We start from the raw sequence: 20,530 nt of genomic DNA, 5'->3' as shown, positions 1-20,530 counted from the left end.
CGGCACCGGTCAGCCGAGGGCCGCCCAGTACGAGTACTGGGCCGCGGTGTTGCCGGCTGGGCTGATGGTGTCGGGGAGAGCGGAAAGACCGCTGCCGTTGGTGGCGTAGCGCAGGCGGGCGGGGGTGCCGGCGAGGTTGACGTTGAGGAGGGTGGCGTTCAGGTCCCCGCAGCGGTAGACCGCCGGCATGGTGGACGCGTTGAACAGGAAGCCGACCCAGTACAGGCCCGGGGTGAGGTCGGCGTCGATGGTTTCGGTGAACGGGCCGGTGGCGGTCATACGGGCGTCCACACCGACCGAGGCGAGTCGGGTGCCGGCGGAGTCGTAGAGGCCGACGAAGTTCTGGCCGGTCACGGGGGAGGCACCGGCCGTGTTGATGCCCCAGACGAGTCTGGTGGCGGTGACCGGGCGGGGGACGTACAGGGCGGCCAGATAGAGCCTCTGGGCGGTGCCGGCCTTGCCGCTGGAGACCCGGTTGGGGTCGTCGGTCCAGGCTATGAGGCCATGCTCCCGGGGGTGGGGGATACCGATCGCGTGCTGAGGGACGTCCAGCGAGTCGCTGTCCGTGCCGTAGGTTCTGACGCCCCGGGTGACCGCGACCGGGGCGCTGGTGGTGCCGATGCGCTCCTGGACGTCGATACCGCGCAGGACAGCGGTGTTGCCGCCACCGTCGTGGAACCCGGCGGTGGCAGCGTGCAGGGACGACGCACTGTAGGACACGGAAGCACTGCCGGTGACCGACAGGCCGTACTGGGGGCTGTTGACGCCGCCGCCGTCGTCGTCCGTTCCGGGGTAGACCGTCACACCGGTGATCACGACCGGAGTGGTGGCTCCGTCGACCTTGACGGCCGCGTAGCCACCGGAGGAGGAGCCCGCGCCGTCACGGCGCAGGGTGCAGCCGGTGATGTTGATGGGACCGTTGCCACTGGAGGGGATGCTGAAGCCGTTGTAGCCGTTGCGGTCGGTCGAGCACGCGATGAAGGTCGGGCCGCCCGAGCCCTGGCCCGTGCCCGTGTTGCCCAGGTTGTAGCCGTCGTACTTGGACCACTCCGACCGGCAGCCGAGGAAGACCGTGTTGCCGGCACCCGCGATGTACCAGCCGTGGGAGCCGGAGCCGATGGCCTCGCAGTCGGTCCACAGAGCGTCGGTCATGACGGCGCTGATGCCGATACCGCCGGCGCCGGACACACGCAGCCGGGTGGCCCGCCAGGAGTAGGCGGCGCCGGAGGAGTTGGACTTCACGGCGAGGCCGTGGGAAGGGGCTTCGCGGACGCTGACATCGGTGAGGTAGACGCCGTGGACGTACCCCTGGGCCTGGATGCCGTCGGTGGTGGAGCCCGTGAGGTCGGAGCAGTCGATGGTGATCTTCTCGATGCGCTGTTCGTTGCTGACCGTGGAATAACCGCCGGTGGCCTGGTCGACGAGGAGGATCACCGCCGCCCCCGAAAAGCCGGCGAGCGGCTTGAGGGTGGGGCTCGTCATCGCGTCGATGTGCGCCCCGTGGTTTCCACGCAGGGTGATCTGCGGCGGTATCAGCAGCGGCGCCGAGGTGGCATAGGTTCCGGTCGGGAGGTAGACCACTCCGCCGGGCGGACAGGCGGTCAGGGCCGACTGGATGGCGGCGGTGTCGTCGGCGGAGCCGTCGCCCTTGGCACCGTAGTCCCGCACGTTCAGCCAGTCGGCCACGCCCGAGGCAGTGACGGCGGCCGCGTCCTCGGTCTGCGCGAGGGTGGCTGCGGCGGCGAGGCCACCGATACCGAGCGCCGATCTGAGCATCACACGCCGGGAACTCCGCATGCCTGATCCCCCTGGGTTCTGGACTGTCCGGGTCCGCTGTGCCGGGACCGGAGAGATGACCTTGGCACAGGGAACGGACACGGGGAAGCACGGCCGGGCGCGTGAGCGGACCTGCGGCTTCGGGGGGACAGGTGCTGGATGCGTGAGCATGCGCGAGGGCGGGGTACGGCCACCTGTCAGAAGTAGGTGACCGGCTCCGTGTAGCCGGCCACGTTGGTGCTGGCGATGTCGGGACCGGCGGCTCCCCGCGGCATCACCGACACGCACACCGTGTACTCCGAGCCGTGCACGAGGGCACCCTGGACCTTGTACTCCGCCCACTGTCGGGCAGTGTGTGGAGTCGGCCAGGCCTCCGCGTTGTACGACGGCACGCCGTGCTCCGCCGATGCGCCGGGGTAGACGACCTGCTTGTTGCTGTCCTCCAGCCAGACGTAGATGTCCGCCCGTGCCGAGCCGGACGTGGTACGCCACCGGGCGCTGATGTACAGGTCGTCGCCCACGACGCGGCCACATCGTTCGATCTGGATGTCGCCGACGTCTGTGGTCTTCCAGCCGCTGCAGGTCAGGGTCCCGTCGGTCGGTGGCCCCGACGGCGTCGCGACCGCCGCCGACGTCTCCGTGTCCGCCCCCTTCGCCACCTTCCCCACCGACGTCGGCGTCGAGGACGGCCTCGGCGACGACGCACCCGGCGAGGGCGACGCCGTAGGCGACCCCGTGGGCGCCTTCCCGTCCGCGACCGGCCCCGCGTCCTTCGCCGCGTCCGTCGCCGTCGTGTGCCGTTCCCACAGGTCCACCCCCACCACCGCGCCCAGGGCCACCAGCAGGGCCCCGGAGACCGACCACGCCAGGGCCGATCGGAGGGAGCGGCGGGGGGCGTAGTGGTGGTGTTCGTTGATCGTCTGGTTGCCGCCGGTCTGGTAGGCGCGGGCGCTGTCCTTCGGGGTTGCCGAGAAGGACTGGCCGGGCGGCGGCTCGGGGGGCCGGTTCGTCATCGTTCGTTGATCGTCTGGTTTCCGGCCGACTGGTAGACGCGGCCGTTTCCGCCGGCCGTCGCGTTGAAGACCGTGGTGGTCTGCGGCTGCTGCGGCGCCGCCGGCGCCAGGTCCTCCGCCAGCACCCGGCGCAGTTCGTCCGCGAGGTCGGGGCGGGTGGCGAGCAGACGGCGGAAGCGCCCGCGCCACTCGTCGGCCGAGATCTCCGCCTCCGTGTCCTCCCGGTCGGCCAGCAGCAGCGTGCGGGTCTCCGTGAGCTCCGCCTCCACCGTGTCGGCCCGTTCCGGGTACGCCCGCCGCCACAGGGTGCCGACGGCGGTCTGGGCCCGCTCCCACAGCTCGGTGGTGAGAGCGGTGACCACCGCGCTGCCCGCGGTCGAGGCGAGGGCCGTCAACTCGGCGTCCACTGCCCCTCCTTCGTGATGGGGATCGTCGACAGGAGGCGCCATCCTAGGGCATTCACAGGTGTTCACAGGACTACGTCAGGCCTCAACTGGGGCCTTCCGCACCACCGTTGATGCCGAGAAGACGGGACCGGGGCCCCGGTCGCAGTGACCGGAGCCCCGGGAGGCCGCAGGGGGAACCCTTCAGAACGTCCCCAGCTTCACGATCGACAGCAGGGCGATCAGCTGGATCGCCGACGCGCCCAGGGCCTTCGGCCACGGCAGGTCGTGGGACTTGGCGACCATCAGGGTCAGGAGGGCGCCCGCCGCGACCCAGGTGGCCCAGCCGAGGAGCTGGACGAAGCCGGCGTTGCCGCCGAAGAACATGGCGAAGAGGAGACGGGGGGCGTCGGTGATCGACGTGATCAGCATCGACAGGCCCACCGTCGGCTGCCAGGCGCCGTCGCCGCCCAGCTGACGCGCCAGGGTGTGGGTCACCACGCCCAGCACGAAGAACGAGACCACCATCGCCACCGCCGTCACCAGGACGATCGGGACCGCGTTGGTGAGGGTGGCGTTTATCGCGTCCGCGCGGGCACCGTCGAAACCGAAGACGGCGAGCAGGCCGTAGAGGAACGTCACGATGAGGGCGGGTGCCCACATCGCGTAGTCCCTCATCTGGAGGAACGTCTGGTTCGGGGCGAGGACGATCCCCTTCAGCAGGTCCTTCCAGTGCAGGCGCGGGCCGATCGGGCCGGACGGCGCCGCCGAGCCGGCGTGGTAGGTCGCGCCCTGCGTGTAGCCGCCGGCCTCGTCGACCGAGAAGGCCTGGGTGTGGCCCGGGTTGTTCGCCGCGTACGGGTCGGGGGTGCCGGCGCCCTGGCCGGCGCCGTATCCGCCGTAGCCGTTGTCGTCGCCGAAGTACTCCGGGCCGTCGCCGCCGGTCTGGCCCGGGTAGCCGCCACGCGCCTGCGTCCAGCCGGGCCCGCCCCCGTTCTGCGGGTACGGCGGCTGCGGGGCCGACGGGGGTCCGTACGACGGCCCCGGCCGCCCCCCGAAGCTCTGGGGCGGCGCCTGCTGCCCGTACGCGGGTTGTTGCGGTCGCGCTTGCGGGGCGCGGTCGTCCCGGCCGCCGCGTCCGATCCTGAATCCAGCCACGTCCTCGAACGTACCTGGTCCCGGCGATCCGCGTGGCGGGCTCGGGCACCCGAGCCCGCCATTGCGGCAGAGCTGTGACATCCCCTAAGGGGAACCCTCAGGGCCCTGTCGATCGCTGTCGCTCACTGCCTGAACAGGGAACCCAGCTGCGCCGACGTCCCCGACACGCCCACCGACGTCGCGTGGAAGGACACCGCGCCGGTCGTCGTCGGGCCCGTGGCGGAGCCGCGCAGGGTCCAGACCGCGCCCTGTCCGCCGTTCTCGTGCCGGGCGCCGACCGCCAGATCGGCCCGGCCGTCGCCGTCGAGGTCGGCCAGGTGGACGGCGGAGCCGAAGAAGTCGTCGTCCTCGTTCAGGTCGGGGATGCCCGGGGTGTTCTGGGTGTACCGCGTCGAGCCGACCCCCGTCAGCCCGGCCGCGGAGCCGCGTAGCAGGGTGACCGTGCCGGTCTGCGAGGCCGTGGTGACCGTCTCGTAGGGCGTGCCGACCGCGACGTCGTCGTAGCCGTCGCCGTCGGCGTCACCGACGGCGAGCGAGTCGCCGAACGAGCTGGTGCCCTGGGCCCGGGTGGCGCCGGGGACGCCCGGGCTGTCCTGTGTGATCGCCGTCTGCGGGGTGGGGCTGATGCCGTGCGGGCCGCCGAGGTACGCGATGACCTCGCCGGGACCGACCTTCGAGCCGTGGATCTGGACGCTGGCGGTGATGACGTCGTCGTAGCCGTCGCCGTTGACGTCGCCGGCGACGACCGGCTGCCGGCCGTCGGTCTGCAGCGTCATCTGGGTCCTCGGCCGGGAGACCGCGCCCAGGTACACCACCTGGCCGTCGAAGGGTTCGTCGGACTGCCCCACGATCGTCCCGCTGACGACGAGGTCGTCGACGCCGTTGCCGTTGATGTCGCCGGCGGCCAGGGACCGGACGCCGTAGGAGTCGCCGGTGCGGAACGAGGGCACCACCCAGGTGCGGGACGCCGCCCCCGCGGTCTTGGTGAAGCCGCCCCGGAAGATCTGTACGTCGGCGCCGGTGCTGCCGACGGCCAGGTCGGCGCGGCCGTCCGCGGTGAAGTCGCCGATCGCCAGGGACATGCCGAAGCGGGTGTGGGAGGAACGGGCCGGGTCGGCGACGATACGGCCCCCGGTCAGGCCCTTCCTGCTCCCCCAGACGATCGTCACCGAACCGGCCTTGCCGTCCTCGCCCTGGGACCCGACGACCAGGTCGGCGTACCCGTCCCGGTTCAGGTCGCCGAAGGCGAGCGCCGAGCCGAACTCGTCGCCCTTCTCGGCGGTGCCGGGGACGCCCGCCGAGTTCTGGGTGACGACCGTGCGGTTCGACGCCTTGATCCCGGACTTGGAGCCGTAGTTGACGACGACCGCGCCGGCGTCCGTCTTGCCGCCGACCGTGGCGCCCGGGGCGGCGGTGGCGAGGTCGTGGTAGCCGTCGCCGTTGAAGTCGTCCGCGTACTTGGCGGGCGCGGCCGAGGCCGGGCCGGCCAGCGGGACGAGGCCCGCGGTGAGGAGGGCGGCGAGGGTCGCCGCCGTGCGGATGCGCATGATCAGCCCTCCAGTACGTCGCCGAAATAGGCGGTGCCCGACGGGCCGCCCAGGGTGGTGCCGGTGAAGGTCTTGGAGCCGCCGGCCTGGACGCCCGCGGTGGTGGACTTGAAGAGCCAGACGGCGCCGGCGCCGTGGCTCTCGCCGTAGGCGCTCGCGACCAGTTCGGCGCGGCCGTCGCCGTTGGCGTCGGTGAGGCGGACGGCGGAGCCGAAGAAGTCCTGGGACTGGGCGGTGCCGGGGACGCCCGTGGTGTCCTCGGAGAGCAGCTTGGCGCCGCTGCCGGTCAGGCCGGACGCCGAGCCGCGCAGCACGGTGACCGTACCCGCCTGCTTCTTCGCGCCGAGCGTCTCGTTGTAGGCGCCGACGGCGATGTCGGCGTACCCGTCGCCGTTCACGTCCCCGGCGGACAGGCTCCAGCCGAAGCCGTCGTTCTTCTCGCCCTTCTCGGGCACGCCCGCCGTGTCCTGGGTGATCCGCACGGGGGTACGGCTGCTGAGGCCGCCGGCCGCGCCGTACGTCACCGTGACCGCACCGCCGAGGCCGCCGTTCGGCTCGTCGGCCGACTTCTCCAGGAAGTTGCCGGTGACGATGTCGCCGTAGCCGTCCTTGTTCACGTCGGCGACGACCGCGTCGTAGCCGCCCGCGAGCTTCTTGCCGACCTTGAGGGTGCCGGTGGCGGAGCCGGTGTAGAGGACGCTGCGGGTGCGGTAGTCGCCGGAGGAGGTCTCCTCCTGGCCCATGACCAGCAGGTCGGTCTTCCCGTCGCCGTTGACGTCGCCGGAGATCAGCTTGTCGGCGTAGATGGTGGTCTGGGCGACCGTGTCGATGCCGACCAGGGCGGCCGCCTTGCCCTTGCGGGTGAAGGGGCCGCGGAAGACGTTCAGGGACGGTGTGGAGTTGTTGCCGACGGCCAGGTCGGTGTGGCCGTCGCCGTCGAAGTCACCGGCGGCCAGGGCCCAGCCCAGTTCGTTGCGGTACCTCGGCATCGGCGAGGAGAGGTTGCTGGCGCCCTTGAGGCCGCTCGCGCCGCCCCAGAGGACGGTCACGTTGCCGTAGGAGTCGGTGCTGCCGATCCGCTCGCTGTGCACGCCCACGACGAGGTCGGTGTAGCCGTCGCCGTCCAGGTCGCCGGTGGTGAGCCGGTCGCCGAAGTAGTCGCCGGAGGCCGGGTTGCCGGGGACGCCGGTGGTGGCCTGGCTGATGATCTGGCGCTTGCCGGTGTCGAGGCCGTTCTTGGTGCCGTAGACGACCGCCACGTAACCGGCGGCGGACTTGCCGGAGACCTTGGCGACGGGCGCGGCGATCGCGAGGTCGCGGTAGCCGTCGCCGTTGAAGTCACCGGCCAGGCCGGAGGGGGCGGCCGAGGCGGTGGCCGCGGGAAGGGCGGTCAGGAGACCCGTGGTGAGGGCCGTGGCGAGCAGCAGGGTGGTGCGCTTGGGCATGGATTTCCCCCGTGAGGTGGTGAGGTGACGCGACGTCAAGGGTTGCGTCTCCGTGGTGAGGGCGCGTCAGCCGGTGAGGCCCGTGCCGAACGCGCCGTACGTACGGGAGAGCCCGAACGTGCCCGGGCCGAAGGACTTGGAGCCCGTGGCGGTGATGCCGGAGGCGCTGCCGCGCAGGGCGGTGACCGCGCCGACACCCCCGTCCTCGAAGGAGGCCCCGACGGTCAGGTCCGCCTTGCCGTCCTTGGTGACGTCCGAGAGCACGAGGTCCGAGCCGAAGTAGTCCATGGACTCGGCGGTACCGGGGACACCGGCGGTGTTCTGGGAGATCGTCCGGGCGCCGGTGCGGGAGACACCGTCGGCGGAGCCGTTCATCAGTACGACGAGACCGGTGTCCTCGGCCGCGCCGATGTCCTTGAAGACGACGCCGATGGCCAGGTCGCCGTAGCCGTCGCCGTTGGTGTCCCCGATGGAGACGGCGCCGCCGAAGCCGTCGTCCGCCTTGTCGGTGCCGGGGACTCCGGTGGAGGACTGGGTGAGCTCGGCCATGGGGGCGTCGCCGTTGACCGGGCCGCCCTTGCTGCCCCGGATGACGACGACCTGGCCGCCGAGGGTGCCGGTGTGGTCGTCGTCCTTCGAGAAGACGTTGCCGATGGCGATCTCGTCGTAGCCGTCCCCGTCGATGTCGCCGAGGGCCAGGGAGGTGCCGCCGTTCAGCGGGCGCGGCTGGGTCGCGACCACGCCGCCCGACGCACCGAGGTAGGCGGCGCCCTTGGACCAGCTGCCCGAGGGGTCCGAGGTGAGCGCGGTGCGGTAGGTGAGGACGAGGTCGGCCTTCTTGTCGCCGTTGGTGTCGCCCGCGGCGAGCGCGTCGATGCCGAACTCCGCCTTGTCCGGCGTGGGGACCTTCTGGGTGCCGCCGGTGGTACCGGACTTGGTGAAGCCGCCCTTGACGATGTAGGCGTACGACGCGGCCGTGCCGGACGCCAGGTCGGCCTTGCCGTCGCCGTTGAAGTCACCGGCGGCCAGCACCGAGCCCCAGGCCTCGTGCTTGGCGGCCGAGGGGTCCTTGACCGTCGTGCCGTTCTTCAGGCCGCTCGCCGAACCCCACAGGATCGTGACCGAACCGCCGTCGCTGTCCGAGCCGTTGTCCTCGCCGGGCGCGCCGACGGCCAGGTCGGTGTAGCCGTCCTTGTTGAAGTCGGCCGTGGCGAGCGCGTCGCCGAAGAAGTCCTCGGTCTCGGCGGTGCCGGGAACACCCGTGGTGTTCTGGCTGACGACCGTGCGCTTGGCGGGGTTGAGTCCGGAGGCGCTGCCGTAGACCACGGCGACGTACCCGGCCATGTTCTTGCCGCCGACCTTGGCGTAGGGGGCGGCGAAGGCGACGTCGCCGTAGCCGTCATGGTTGAAGTCGGCCTTGTAGGCGTGAGCCGCGGCAGCCGACGCGACGGGGGCCGAGAGGGTCAGCAGACCACCGGTCAGTGCGGCGGCGGTGACCGTCGCGAGGGCGAGGCGGCGGCGGTGATGTCCGTTCACGGGAACGTTCACGGGGCGGGAGCTCCTGAGATTGGCGGCTTGGGTGCCGGAGGTGTGTGGGACGCGCGGGCGGTGCGGCGGCGGGGCGGAACTTCCGTGCGGGAGCGGACGCGGCACCGGGCAGGCCCGTGGTCGTACGATCGACGGGCCTGCCCCTACGCCGTCCGGAGGAAGCTCTTCCGGCCTGCCTGTCAGTCGCCGAAGATGGCGCCGAGCTGCGGCACGCCGGTCGTGGAGACGCCCAGCTTGCTCGCGGCGAGCGCCCGCGAACCGGTCGTGGTGATCTTCGAGCCGTTGGACGGCAGGTAGGTCACCGCGCCGTCGCCGCCGTTCTCGTACGACCCGACGACCAGGTCGGCCTTGCCGTCGCCGGTGACGTCGTCGAGCTTGATGTCGGCGCCGAAGAGGTCGTTCTTCTCGTCGTCGCCGGGGACGCCGGCCGTGCTCTGCGCGAAGGACTGGGCGCCGGAGGCGAGGTTGATCCCGGTCTTCGAGCCGTAGAGGACGGTGACCTGGCCGGTGTTGCTGTTGCTGCCGATGTCCTCGTTGGGCGTCGAGACAGCCAGGTCGGCGTATCCGTCGCCGTTGACGTCACCGAGGTCGATCTCCCAGCCGAAGCCGTCGCCCTTCTCGGAGGTGCCGGGGACGTTGCCGGTGTTCTGGTTGAACATGGTGACTTTGGCCGGGCCGGAGGCGCTGCCGTAGGTGACGGCGACCCGGCCGCCGTTGGCGGAGTCCGGGAAGACGGTCCCGTCGCTGCTGGCGTCCCAGGAGGCGCCGCTGACGATGTCGCCGAAGCCGTCGCCGTTGATGTCGCCGACGCCGGTGACGATGCCGCTCTTCAGCGCCTTGGCGCCGGTGGCGGTCAGGCCCGTGGAGCTGCCCGGCAGCCAGTAGTTGGTGTTCCAGTGGTCGCTGGTCTTCGTCTCGTACCCGTCGACGATCAGGTCGGTACGGCCGTCACCGTTGACGTCACCGGCGGTGAGCTTCATCGGGCCGTACGGGTAGGAGCTGGTGCCCGGCTCGATCGGCGGCTTGACGGTGTACCGGCCGCCGGGCGTACCGCTGCCGGAGAAACCGCCCTTGAACACCCACAGGGTGGCGGCGGAGCTGCCGACGGCGAGGTCGGCCTTGCCGTCGCCGTCGAAGTCACCGGCGGCGAGCTGCAGTCCCCAGTAGTCGTGACTGCTCGGCGACGGGTCCTTGATGTCGACGCCCTTGCCGGTGAGGCCGCTCTTGGAGCCCCACAGGAGGGTGACGGTACCGCCGTCGGTGTCGGTGCCGACCTTCTCCGACGGGGAGCCGACAGCGAGGTCGTCGTAGCCGTCGGCGTTGAAGTCGGCGTACGCCAGGGTCTCGCCGAAGTCGTCGCCGGCCTCGGCGGTGCCGGGGACGCCGGCGGTGTTCTGGCTGATGGTGGTGCGCTTGGCGGTGGTGACGCCGGAGGCGGAGCCGTAGAGGGCGACGACCTGGCCGGCGCCCTTGTGGCCGTTGACGTAGGCGGTGGTGGCCGAGGTGGCGATGTCGCCGATGCCGTCGCCGTTGAAGTCGGCGCGTGCGACCTTGACGGAGTCCGCGGCCGACGCCGAGGCAGCCGAGAACGAGAGCAGACCGCCCGTCAGCGCGGCCGCGGTGGCCGTCGCGAGGGCGAGTCGCGGGAACGTGTGCATGCGGGTCGTCTCCTGCGGCATGCGGGGGCCGTCCGCACCCGGCGGACGGCCGGAGTCAGTGTTGTCCGGCGATCAGGAGACCCGCGTGAAGGAGTAAGGGTTGTACATGAGTTCGGTGAAATCTCTGTGGCGCCTGTGACTTACGGAGCTGTTAGGCCTGGCTGATGCAGGACGGGCTCATGAGCGCAGTGAAGATCAACGTGCTACTGCCCGGCCGCGACCGCAGCGACGTCACCCGACTGCTGCCCCTACTCGACCCGATTCCGCGGATCCGCGGGCAGGTCGGGCGTCCCGCCGCAGACCGAACCTGCTCTTCGTGGACCGTGGCTACGACAGCGACATCCATGGCGACCAGGTCCGCGGCCGCATCCGCCGCGAACACCGAACCGACACCTTGCAAGAGAATTCGCAGGGGGCGGGGTTGCGCCCACGAAAGCCCTGACGTGGTGCATAGAGTCGCGCCATCCTACTGCTTATTGATCGCGACGACTGCCCTGCCGACCTCGTGAACAAGAGACTGCCCCCAGCTGTCAAAGAGGGCTAGATCCTTAAAAAGAAAGAAGAAAAAGACTCCCATGGAAGCCAATCCGACTGCGGCTATGGTTACCAGGTAGCCTTTTGCGCCGACCAACCCGTCCGGGAGACTGTTGGCAAGGTACATACCGTTGTATGCGGATGCGAGCAGCGCCATCAAGCACGCCAGGACGACGAGCACTGTGAGGTAGAAACCTGGGATTGAATACGAGGTTTTCCAAAGCGCACGCACAAGCCAGCCAGAGACGGATGGTGTCGCGGCACACACCCATTCAACCGCCTGGGACTTTATCTTCTCGAACGGGAACATCAACCCTTGGGTGATGTACTGGTCTCGCCCCGCCATGTATACGCGAGAGTCCTGGTGCGCCTCACCGTGCATGTTGACGGTGTCGTAAGACGGGTTAGGTGGCCAACTGGGAGAACCGTATCCGCCACCCCAGCCCGCCGGCCCGTAATGTGACCCGTCAGGGGCTTGGAAGTGCCCCGGATCAGCGCCATGTGGATTTTCCGGCTGCCCCTCGTCGTGGTACGGGCCGTAGTCAGTCATGGTCGCCCGAAGTGCTGGTCGTTCGCAGCGATATATATGTGGCTATGGTCGTGCGCGTTTCCGACCTGGTTAATTTCCTTACTGCCCTGCTGTGGTGCGGGCGTGACAACCTCGATTAGGGTTCGCCCGGCTACAGGGTCCGCTTGAATCAGTTCGAGGAAGTAATTCTGCCAGCGCCGACGATATTCATCCTCCGTTCCCTGCCTTGTGCCGGCGGGAAGTTGAATGAGGAATGCCCGGTGCTCGTCGAGGGAGCGACCTACGGATTCCGCGGCCTCGGGTTGAGAACGTCGCAGAACGGCAACTATTCGAGCGCGCGTACTTTGCCAGGCGTCAGTTGCCATTGCCGACACCACGGCGGTGCCGAGAGTGCCGGCCAGCGCCATTGCTGCAGGGTCCATGCCGCCTCCCGTGGGCTGAGGCAGATTGAACCTCAGGCTGAACAGGCTACCCAGAGCTCCTAGTCAGGGGATATAGGGCGCTTTCCTATAGTGCCCTCATCCGCGTAGCGTACGTTGACTACGCAAGGCGGGCCGCCTGGAAGTCACTTCGACTTGAATCCCGCAGAGGTTCGGCATCCGCAGTCGGATCCGCTGACAACAACTAACGGCCTGCAGAGAATTAGCAGGCTGGCGCTGAGACTTGACGCCGCAGGTCAGCACGCCGCCGACCCGCATGTTGTTCTTCTGTGGGCCCTCACAGCGGCGAGCGCAATGAGGCGGATGGTTACTGACTGCCGACGTCCGGGGCGCTCTCTCGGCGTGCGGGCGGGGCACAGCACGAAAACGCCTGTCGAGGCCGGTGCGGTTGCTGGTCCGATGCACGGATGGAGATCACCCCGGACGGCCTCTTCGGCCTCGACGACAGCGACGGGCACTTCCGATGGTGCGTCGAACAGCTACGCCACAACGCCGTGTTCAGCGTCTGAAGCGCGTTCACGGGAACAGGGCCTCACGGGGGACGAACACCGGCCGTGTGAGGAGGTGATCACCTGCACGCTGCACATCCGGAACGACACCCAGTGAGTCCGCCCCCGGGACCCCGGCATCCATGTAAAGAAAGCTCCGCATACGGCTCCAGGGCTTCGGCACGGTCGAGCATCCACTGCTCCCGCATCGACCACGACACCGGTCAGCCGTTCCTCTCGGTAGTAGAGCTTCAGACCGAACCCCAGCGGCCCCACGCTCACCAACGGATCCAGAGTCCGTCGCTGCCGTTCGTCATCCGCCGGCGCATGCCACCGCTTGAACATGGCCACGGAGGCCACGACAGCGCCACGGAAACACGGTCACCGGCTGCAAGATGCGCCTGGACACGAGCCCTGGTCGCTCACGCCCTCCTGATCACCCTTGCGGCAGGATGAGGACATGAGCGTAGTCAAGATCAACGTACTGACGGTGCCGGCGGAGCAGCGGGAGACCCTGGAGAAGCGGTTCGCGTCCCGGGCACACGCCGTGGAGAACTCGGACGGGTTCGAGTGGTTCGAGTTGCTGCGGCCGGTCGAAGGGACCGAGCAGTACCTGGTGTACACGCGCTGGAAGGACGAGGAGTCCTTCCAGGCGTGGATGGAGGGGCCGATGAAGACCGCGCACCAGGGGGGTGCGGAGGGCGAGCGGCCGAAGCCGGCGGCCTCCGGTTCGACCCTGTGGTCCTTCGAGGTGGTGCAGTCGGCGGGGCCGAAGGGCTGAGAAGGGGGCCGGCGACCGGCCCCCGCCGGTGACCTGTGGTCAGGCCGGTGTCGTGGTCGGGAGTGGCGTGTCCGTCCGGGCCGGTTGCGGTGCGACGCGGCGGCGCCGGGCCGGGAGGCCGAGCGTCGGGTGGGCGACGGCCCAGGCCGCGCCCTTGCAGATCAGTTCCTTGTAGAGGGCGGCGGTCCGGCCCGTCAGGGCCGCCCGTACGGCGCGGTCGTCAGCGGTGACGTACTGGATCAGGCCCTCCCCGCGGCCCAGCGAGACGCACTGGTTGAAGTAGCGCAGCGGGGTGTTCGGGAGCTTCCCGCCGGTCAGGCGGGCCGCGATGGCGTCGGCGGCCTGCCAGGCCATCGGGAGGCCCGAGGCGCAGGACATGCGCAGCGGATTGCCGGCCGGGCCCGTCGCCATGGCCGCGTCGCCGATGGCGTACACGTCCGGGTGCGAGACCGAGCGCATGGTCCCGTCGACGACGATCCGGCCGGCGCCGGTGACCTCCAGGGCGGTGGCCCGGGAGATCGGGTGGACGGCGAAGCCGGTGGTCCACAGGGTGACGGCGGCCGGGATGGCCGTGCCCTCGGCCGTGGTCACGCGGCCGGGTGCCACGGCGGTGACGGCGGTGTGCTCGTGCACGGTGACGCCGAGCCCGTCGACGACCTTCCGCAGGTGCCGGCGGCCCTTCGGTGAGAGCCAGTCGCCGAGAGCGCCGCGGGCGGCGAGGGCGACGTCGAGGTCCGGGCGGGCCTCGGCGATCTCGGTCACGGCCTCCAGACCGGTGAGGCCGCCGCCGACCACGACGACGGGCTCCCCGGCCGCCAGGCCGGCGAGGCGCTCGCGCAGCCGGAGCGCTCCGGGGCGGTTCGCGACCTGGTCGGCGTGCTCGGCGGCACCGGGGACGCCCTGGTCGTTCCAGGCACTGCCGAGGGCGTACACGAGGGTGTCGTACTCCAGTTCCAGTTCCGGCTCCGGTGCGCCCTCCTCGCCGGCGCCGTCCATGGCGGCGGCGGTGACCGTCTTCCGGTCGACGTCCACGGCGGTGACCCTCGCGAGCCTCAGCTCCACGCCGGTCCCGTCGAACATCTCGGCGAAGGGCCGGGGCCTGAGCTCCTGGCCGGTCGCCAGCTGATGCATCCGGACGCGTTCGACGAAGTCGGGTTCGGCGTTGACGAGGGTGATGGCGACGTCTTCGCGGCGCAGCCGCCGGGCGAGGCGGCCGGCGGCGACGGCTCCGGCGTATCCGGCGCCGAGGACGACGATGCGGTGCAGCATGTCCGTGCTCCTGTCATCCAGCTCTTCAGCGGGTCGCCCCCTGAACCGGGCGGCCCGCTGTTTCCTGACAGGAGGGCGGTGTGAAGCAGCTCACATCGTCAGGGCTCAGGAGAGTCGAAAAGGCGGAGCAGCGGGGCGCCGTGGGCGGTCGCCGCCCACTGCCGGGTCGCACGCTCCAGCTTGTCGGGGTTGAGCTGGTTGCGGAACGCGGCGATGCCCTCGGCGGTGATCTCCAGGCACATCACGCCGAAGACCCGGCCGTCGATGACCGCCACCAGGGCGGGGCCGCCGTTGGCCGTCGTGACGTGCACTTCGACGGAGCCGCCGGCCAGGGCGCGCTGGGCCGGGCCCGGTTTGAACAGGCCCCGCATGAACTTCGCGACCGCGAGGGCACCCTCGAACGCCCTGGCCGCGGCCGGGACCTTCCCGCCGCCGTCGCCGATCGCGACGGCGTCCTCGGTGAGCAGCCGGACGAGCGGCTCGGTGCGGCCGCTGGTGGCGGCCGCGAGGAACTCCTCGATGATCCGCCGGGCGGCGGCCTCGTCGACCGCCGTGCGGGCCCTGCCCGCCGCGACGTGCTTCCTGGCCCGGTGCAGGATCTGCTGGCTGGCGGCCTCGGTGAGGTCGAGGATCCGGGCGATCTCCCGGTGCGGGTAGTCGAAGGCCTCCCGCAGCACGTACACCGCGCGCTCGGCCGGGGTGAGGCGCTCCAGCAGGACCAGGACCGCGTACGACACCGACTCCCGCCGTTCCGCGGTGTCGGCGGGGCCGAGCATCGGGTCGCCGGCGAGCAGCGGCTCGGGAAGCCACTGGCCCACGTAGGTCTCGCGCCGGGCGCGGGCCGAGGTGAGCTGGTTGAGGCAGAGGTTGGTGAGGACCTTCGTCAGCCAGGCCTCGGGCACCTCGACACGGCCGGTGTCGGCGGCCTGCCAGCGCAGATACGTCTCCTGCACCGCGTCCTCGGCCTCGCTCGCGGAACCGAGGAGCCGGTAGGCGATGGCCGCCAGGCGCGGCCTGGCCGCCTCGAACCGGTCCACGTCGCTCACGGTCAGGGCCATGGGCCGGATCCTAGTCCGGGCGGTCGGCCGGCGGGGGCTCAACCGCGGTGGCGGTAGTAGGTGACCGTGTCCGTCGTCGCGTAGTTGCCGTGGTCGACGTCGAGGACCGTGACCACCGCGATGTCGCCGTTCGTCGTGTCACGCAGACAGAAGGTGCGGCCGGGCGGGGCGTCGCGGAAATGCAGGCGGTCCTCGGCGGGGTGGTGGGCGGCCTTGGCGGCGCACTGCGCGGCGGTCGGTGCCGCCTTGCCGGACACGACGTACACGTCGGTGAGCGGCTGGATCTCGAAGGCCCCGGCACCGTCGCCGCCGGCGTTGGTGCTGATGCTCCACTCGGTCTCCGCAGGGCCGGACACACCGGCGCGCAGGTCGAAGTAGTAGTGGTAGTCCTTCAGGAACAGCCTCCGGTGGGCGTACACCCGCGTGTAACCCTCCGAGGCCGAGGAAGCCGTGCCGGTGTGGCCCTGGTCCGGTGCCAGCGCCTCGTAGACGATCCCGCTCGCCGTGGCCGCGACGGCCACCGCCACCACGGCGGTGGTCACCCGGTCCCGGACCCGTACCCGACGTCCGGAACCGGACGGCTCCGGCGTACGACCGGAGGGGTTGCCGTCCGGGCTGCCGGAGGGGTTACCGTCCGGGCTGCCGGACGGGTCCCCGGCCGGCGAGGGGTCGGCAGGGTCTCCCGTCGGGTACCCGGACTGCGAAGGGTCGGAAGGGTCTCCCGTCGGTCCCGTCGGGTCCCCGCCCGGGGCGGCCGGCGGCTCTCCGGACGGGACGGCTTGGTCGGCCCACGGTGACACCGCCTTGTCCACCGCCCCGGACGCCGCGACGGCGAAGGCGATGGCGATCGCCCACCGGTCGGCCGAGTCATGGGCCGTCCACAGCCCCGTCAGCGCGTACGCCCCGGCCAGGGCCATGCCGAACGTCCCCAATGTCACAAGGAGTAAGACCGCTCTCCGACGCCCTGCGCTCACGTCCGCTCCCCCTGTCACTCACGGCCCACCCAGCTTGGCATGGAACCGACATGCCAGGGAGGGGCGATACCGGGCATCGCCCGCCCTGGCGGGACGGCGGCCCGAGCCGCTGTTACCGGAGGAAGCTATGCACATATTGTCGTGAATAGGTGGTACGCACCTCCCCAGGGGGACGCCGCGTACGAGGCGTGCCTCCCACCGCACACGACCGGGAGGGCGAACGTCATGCGGCTCCGTGCCCGGCCCAGGGACGACCTCTCGGTCGACGACGCCCTGGGCGTGGCGCTGGCCGACATGGTGCGCCGGACGGGCGCGGCGATCGGCGGCCTGTACCTCATCGAGGAGCCGGCCGCGCTGCTGCACCTGGTGGCGCTGTGCGGGCTGCCCGTCGACTTCACCGCGCCCTGGCAGCGGCTGCCGCTGACCGCCCCCGTCCCGGTGGCCGACGCGATCGAGGAGGACCGGCTGGTCTGGATCGGCTGCCAGGACGAGATGGCGATCCGCTACCCGCGGACGGCGGCCGTCCTGCCGTACCCCTTCGCGCTCGCCGCCGTCCCGCTGCGCGGGCTGCGCCGCCGGTGGGGCGGGGTCGTACTGATGTGGCCCGCCGACCATCCGGCCCGGGCCACCACCCGCGAACGCCACCACATCATCGCGAGCGCCCGCCGGCTGGCCCGGCTCCTGGACGACTCGCCGGTGCCGCCCGCCCTTCCCGACCAGCCGCGCGTCGTGGCCGTGGACTCCCGGCACCACCCCGCCCAGACCGCGCTGGCCGCCGTCGACTTCCTCGACCGGATCCCGGAGGGTGCCCTGGCCCTGGACCTGGAGGGCAGGGTCACGTTCATGTCCGTCCCGGCCGCACGGCTGCTCGGCCGGGACGCCGACCGGTTGCTGGGCACGCGGCCCTGGCAGTCCCTGCCGTGGCTGGACGACCTGAGGTACGAGGAGCGGTACCGGCTGGCGGTCGTCAGCCGGGCACCTGTCTCCTTCAGCGCGCTCCGCCCGCCGGACCAGTGGCTGACCTTCCACCTCCACCCGGACGCCAGCGGCATCAGCGTGCGCATCACCGCGGGCGAGGAGAGGGCGGCCGCGGCGGGCGGGCACGCGGAGCCGGCCCCGACCACGCCCGGACGGCTCTACCAGCTGGTCCACCTGGCGGCCGCGCTCACGGAGACGGTGACCACCCGGGACCTCGTCGCGCTGATCGCGGTCCAGATCCTGCCGGCGTTCGGCGCCCAGGGGCTCCTGCTCAGCGTCACCGAGGCGGGCCGCCTCCGGATCGCCGGGCAGCACGGCTACTCCGCCGAAGCCGTCGAACGCCTCGACGCCCTCCCCCTCGACACCGGCGTCACCCCGGCCGGCCAGGTCCTGGCGAGCGGCGTCCCCGCCTTCTTCGGCAGCCCGGCCGAACTGGCCCGCAGCTACCCCCGGCTACCGCAGATCAGCGGAAAGGAGGCGTGGGCCTACCTGCCCCTGGTCATCTCGGGACGCCCGGTCGGCTGCTGCATCCTCTCCTACGACCATCCCCACGCCTTCACCGCCGACGAGCGCGCCGTCCTCACCCCGCTGGCCGGTCTGCTCGCCCAGGCCCTGGACCGGGCCCGCCTCTACGACACCCAGCACCACCTCGTCCACCAGCTCCAGCAGGCGCTCCTGCCGCGCAGCCTCCCCGCCCTGCCCGGTCTCACCGTCGCCGCCCGCTATCTGCCGGCCGGGCACGGCATCGAAGTCGGCGGCGACTTCTACGACCTGCTGCGCCTGGACGACACCTGCGCGGCCGCCGTGATCGGCGACGTGGAGGGCCACAGCATGGCCGCGGCCGCCCTGATGGGCCAGGTCCGCACCGCCATCCACGCCCACGCCACCGCCGGCGCCACCCCGGACCAGGTCATCGCCCGCACCAACCGGCTGCTCGCCGACCTGACCCCCGACCTCCTGGTGACCTGCCTCTACGCCCAACTCGACCTGGCCGGGCAGGAGCTGACCCTGGCCGGCGCCGGCCACGTACCGCCGCTGCTGCGCCCGGCGGCCGGCCGGGCCCACCCCCTCCACCTCGACCCCGGGCCACCGCTGGGCGTCGACGCCGACGCCCGCTACCCCCTCACCCGCGGCCCGCTCCCGGCGGGCGCCGTCCTCGCCCTCTACACCGACGGCCTCGTCGAACGCCCCGGCACCGACGTCGACCACGCCACCGCCGACCTCGCCGAGCACCTCGCGCACGCCGACGTCGACGACCTGGAGCACCTCATCGACAGCCTCGTCCACCAGGCCTGGCCGACCGGCGGCCACACCGACGACCTCGCCGTACTCCTGCTGCGGACCGGGCGCCCGTAAATCTCATGCGTCGCCGCACGGCACCCTCGTACGATCCCCTCGCCGCCCGTACACCAGTGCGCATCAGGGCGCCGCCACGGGCATCCGAACGGGAGGTACCGACCACTTGACCAGACCCGGCCACTTGACCAGACCCTTAGACCCGACCAGCCCGACCAGCCCGACGACGTCGACCATCGCCATGGGCGCACGCGCGCGTGCCGTTCTGGCCGTGCTGGGCACCCTCGGTCTGGTGCTCGCCGCGGCCGCCGCGGCACCGGCGAGCGCGGCCGACCGGACGCCCGTCACACCCACCCAGCTGTTCAACGGCTACCAGAACTGCTCGACCGACGCGGACCGGCCCGCCTATGTCGAGGCGAGCCTCGGCCTCGTCGTCGAGGGCATCCCCTCGACCACCGACTCCACCGACCACTCCCTGCTCACCGCGCGGTACCAGGTCTGGCCGGTCACCGACCCGACACGGACCACGACGGTCACCCGCGGCAGCACCACCCCCGGCTCCGAGGCCGTCGCCCCGCTGCCCTCCGAGGCGCTCGCCGACGGGCAGACCTACGCGTGGCAGGCCCAGACCGTGGCCGGCGGCGCCGCCTCGGACTGGTCGGCGCCCTGTTACATCAGGATCGACAACACCCGCCCGGCGAGCGCCCCCGCCGTCTCCTCGTCGAACTACCCGCCGAACACCTGGAACCAGGGGGGCGAACCGGTGGAGTTCACACTCGACGCCGGTGGTGACGACGACGTCACCGGGTTCGAGTTCTCCTGGCGGCAGGACTTCCGGGTCCTCACCACGACCATCGGCGACCACGGCGTCCCGGAACCCCTCAACCCGTACGCGGACACAGGCTCCTTCGCGCGCGCCGACGCCCCCGGCGGTAAGGCCACGGTCCGCCTGATCCCGCCGGACGGTTCCGTCGGCCCGGTGACCCTGTGGGTACGCGGCCTGGACCGGGCGTACAACCCGTCAGCGGCCACCGGCTACTCGTTCCTGGTCCGTTCCACGGCGCCCACCGTCACCCCGGACGTGCCGTCCCCCGGGTTCGGCGACCCGGTCACGTTCACGCTCCGGCCCGACCCCGGGGTGCAGTCGGCGAGTCCTGTCGTCAGCTACTCCGTGGAGACGAGCGGCGGCCCGGACGGCAGCCGGACCGTCGACGTCCCGGCCGAGCCGGACGGCACGGCCCGGGTCGACCTCACGATGGAGGGCATCGACGGCCAGCGCGTCGACGTGACCAGCAGGAGCGCGAACGGCTGGGTCAGCCCCCTGGGAAGCTGGAGCGTCCTCTACGACACCACTCCCACCGTGACCTCGGACGGCTACCCGGAGAACGGCTCGGGCGGCGGCACGGGCGTCCCCGGCACCTTCACGTTCACGTCGAAGCTGAAGGACGTGGTGAGCTACACCTACTTCTTCAACGACGACCCGGAGGCCACGGTCGCCGCGGACACCACGGGCCCCGACCACACCGCGAGCATCGACTGGACCCCGCCCTCCGACGGCCACTACGACCTCATGGTCTGCGCGACGACCGCCTCCGGCGTCCGGCTGGAGACGTACGACTACTCCTTCACCGTGAACTGACGCACGCGGGCCCGCC

At 71.4% G+C, this 20,530-nt stretch carries 16 protein-coding genes and 1 pseudogene; 4 read left to right on the top strand and 13 right to left on the bottom strand.

Annotated elements, in window-relative coordinates; all coding sequences use genetic code 11:
- Window positions 1-9: 9 nt before the first annotated feature.
- From KVT45_RS34960 to KVT45_RS34925, 8 genes are all read right to left on the bottom strand, one after another.
- The gene (locus tag KVT45_RS34960) at window positions 10-1,797 is read right to left on the bottom strand and encodes a glycoside hydrolase family 55 protein (RefSeq protein WP_217553173.1); all 1,788 of its coding nucleotides are present in this window, start codon (window positions 1,795-1,797) and stop codon (window positions 10-12) included.
- A gap of 176 nt (window positions 1,798-1,973) precedes the next feature.
- A complete protein-coding gene (locus KVT45_RS34955; protein WP_217553172.1) occupies window positions 1,974-2,789 on the bottom strand; it encodes a hypothetical protein in 816 nt (271 codons plus the stop codon).
- A complete protein-coding gene (locus tag KVT45_RS34950; RefSeq protein ID WP_308310950.1) occupies window positions 2,786-3,196 on the bottom strand; it encodes a hypothetical protein in 411 nt (136 codons plus the stop codon). Before KVT45_RS34950 ends, KVT45_RS34955 begins: the two co-directional genes overlap by 4 nt.
- Window positions 3,197-3,376: 180 nt before the next feature.
- Window positions 3,377-4,411 carry a Yip1 family protein gene (locus tag KVT45_RS34945; RefSeq protein ID WP_217553171.1) on the bottom strand — a complete coding sequence of 345 codons (1,035 nt, stop codon included), beginning with the start codon at window positions 4,409-4,411 and terminating at the stop codon, window positions 3,377-3,379.
- Window positions 4,412-4,452: 41 nt separating this feature from the next.
- Entirely contained in the window at window positions 4,453-5,877 is a 1,425-nt protein-coding gene (locus KVT45_RS34940) for an FG-GAP-like repeat-containing protein (RefSeq protein WP_217553170.1), read from the bottom strand.
- A gap of 2 nt (window positions 5,878-5,879) precedes the next feature.
- Entirely contained in the window at window positions 5,880-7,322 is a 1,443-nt protein-coding gene (locus KVT45_RS34935; protein WP_217553169.1) for an FG-GAP and VCBS repeat-containing protein, read from the bottom strand.
- Window positions 7,323-7,388: 66 nt separating this feature from the next.
- Window positions 7,389-8,870, bottom strand: coding sequence for an FG-GAP-like repeat-containing protein (locus KVT45_RS34930; protein WP_308310949.1), 1,482 nt, complete (start codon window positions 8,868-8,870; stop codon window positions 7,389-7,391).
- Window positions 8,871-9,049: 179 nt separating this feature from the next.
- On the bottom strand, window positions 9,050-10,528 hold the full coding sequence (locus KVT45_RS34925; RefSeq protein ID WP_217553168.1) for an FG-GAP and VCBS repeat-containing protein: 1,479 nt from the start codon (window positions 10,526-10,528) through the stop codon (window positions 9,050-9,052).
- A 194-nt stretch (window positions 10,529-10,722) separates the two neighbouring features.
- Here KVT45_RS34925 and KVT45_RS56705 point away from each other — a divergent pair.
- Window positions 10,723-10,883, top strand: a pseudogene (locus tag KVT45_RS56705) (IS5/IS1182 family transposase); the annotation flags it as partial.
- Between the two features lie 111 nt (window positions 10,884-10,994).
- Here KVT45_RS56705 and KVT45_RS34920 read toward each other — a convergent pair.
- Entirely contained in the window at window positions 10,995-11,372 is a 378-nt protein-coding gene (locus KVT45_RS34920) for a hypothetical protein (protein ID WP_217553167.1), read from the bottom strand.
- 236 nt (window positions 11,373-11,608) lie between these two features.
- The gene (locus KVT45_RS34915; protein WP_217553166.1) at window positions 11,609-12,013 is read right to left on the bottom strand and encodes a hypothetical protein; all 405 of its coding nucleotides are present in this window, start codon (window positions 12,011-12,013) and stop codon (window positions 11,609-11,611) included.
- A gap of 966 nt (window positions 12,014-12,979) precedes the next feature.
- On the opposite strand from KVT45_RS34915, the gene KVT45_RS34910 reads away from it, so the two are divergent.
- Entirely contained in the window at window positions 12,980-13,300 is a 321-nt protein-coding gene (locus tag KVT45_RS34910; protein WP_217553165.1) for an antibiotic biosynthesis monooxygenase, read from the top strand.
- 39 nt (window positions 13,301-13,339) lie between these two features.
- Here the strand turns inward: KVT45_RS34910 and KVT45_RS34905 are convergent, their stop codons facing one another.
- The 3 genes from KVT45_RS34905 to KVT45_RS34895 all read right to left on the bottom strand — a co-directional run bounded on the left by KVT45_RS34905 (window position 13,340) and on the right by KVT45_RS34895 (window position 16,544).
- The gene (locus KVT45_RS34905) at window positions 13,340-14,569 is read right to left on the bottom strand and encodes an NAD(P)/FAD-dependent oxidoreductase (RefSeq protein ID WP_217553164.1); all 1,230 of its coding nucleotides are present in this window, start codon (window positions 14,567-14,569) and stop codon (window positions 13,340-13,342) included.
- A gap of 98 nt (window positions 14,570-14,667) precedes the next feature.
- Window positions 14,668-15,627 (bottom strand): RNA polymerase sigma-70 factor, encoded by a 960-nt coding sequence (locus KVT45_RS34900; RefSeq protein WP_217553163.1) that lies wholly within the window; start codon window positions 15,625-15,627, stop codon window positions 14,668-14,670.
- A gap of 38 nt (window positions 15,628-15,665) precedes the next feature.
- Window positions 15,666-16,544 carry a hypothetical protein gene (locus KVT45_RS34895; RefSeq protein ID WP_217553162.1) on the bottom strand — a complete coding sequence of 293 codons (879 nt, stop codon included), beginning with the start codon at window positions 16,542-16,544 and terminating at the stop codon, window positions 15,666-15,668.
- 282 nt (window positions 16,545-16,826) lie between these two features.
- Here KVT45_RS34895 and KVT45_RS34890 point away from each other — a divergent pair, with 282 nt between their 5' ends.
- Entirely contained in the window at window positions 16,827-18,935 is a 2,109-nt protein-coding gene (locus KVT45_RS34890) for a SpoIIE family protein phosphatase (RefSeq protein ID WP_217553161.1), read from the top strand.
- A 124-nt stretch (window positions 18,936-19,059) separates the two neighbouring features.
- Entirely contained in the window at window positions 19,060-20,514 is a 1,455-nt protein-coding gene (locus KVT45_RS34885; RefSeq protein WP_254647789.1) for a hypothetical protein, read from the top strand.
- Window positions 20,515-20,530 lie beyond the last annotated feature (16 nt).

It is taken from the genome of Streptomyces sp. GbtcB6 (assembly GCF_019091475.1).
GTDB classification, from domain to species: Bacteria; Actinomycetota; Actinomycetes; order Streptomycetales; family Streptomycetaceae; genus Streptomyces; species Streptomyces hyaluromycini.
Note: the sequence above shows the minus strand (reverse complement) of the source record. Positions and strands in the feature narration are given on the sequence as shown.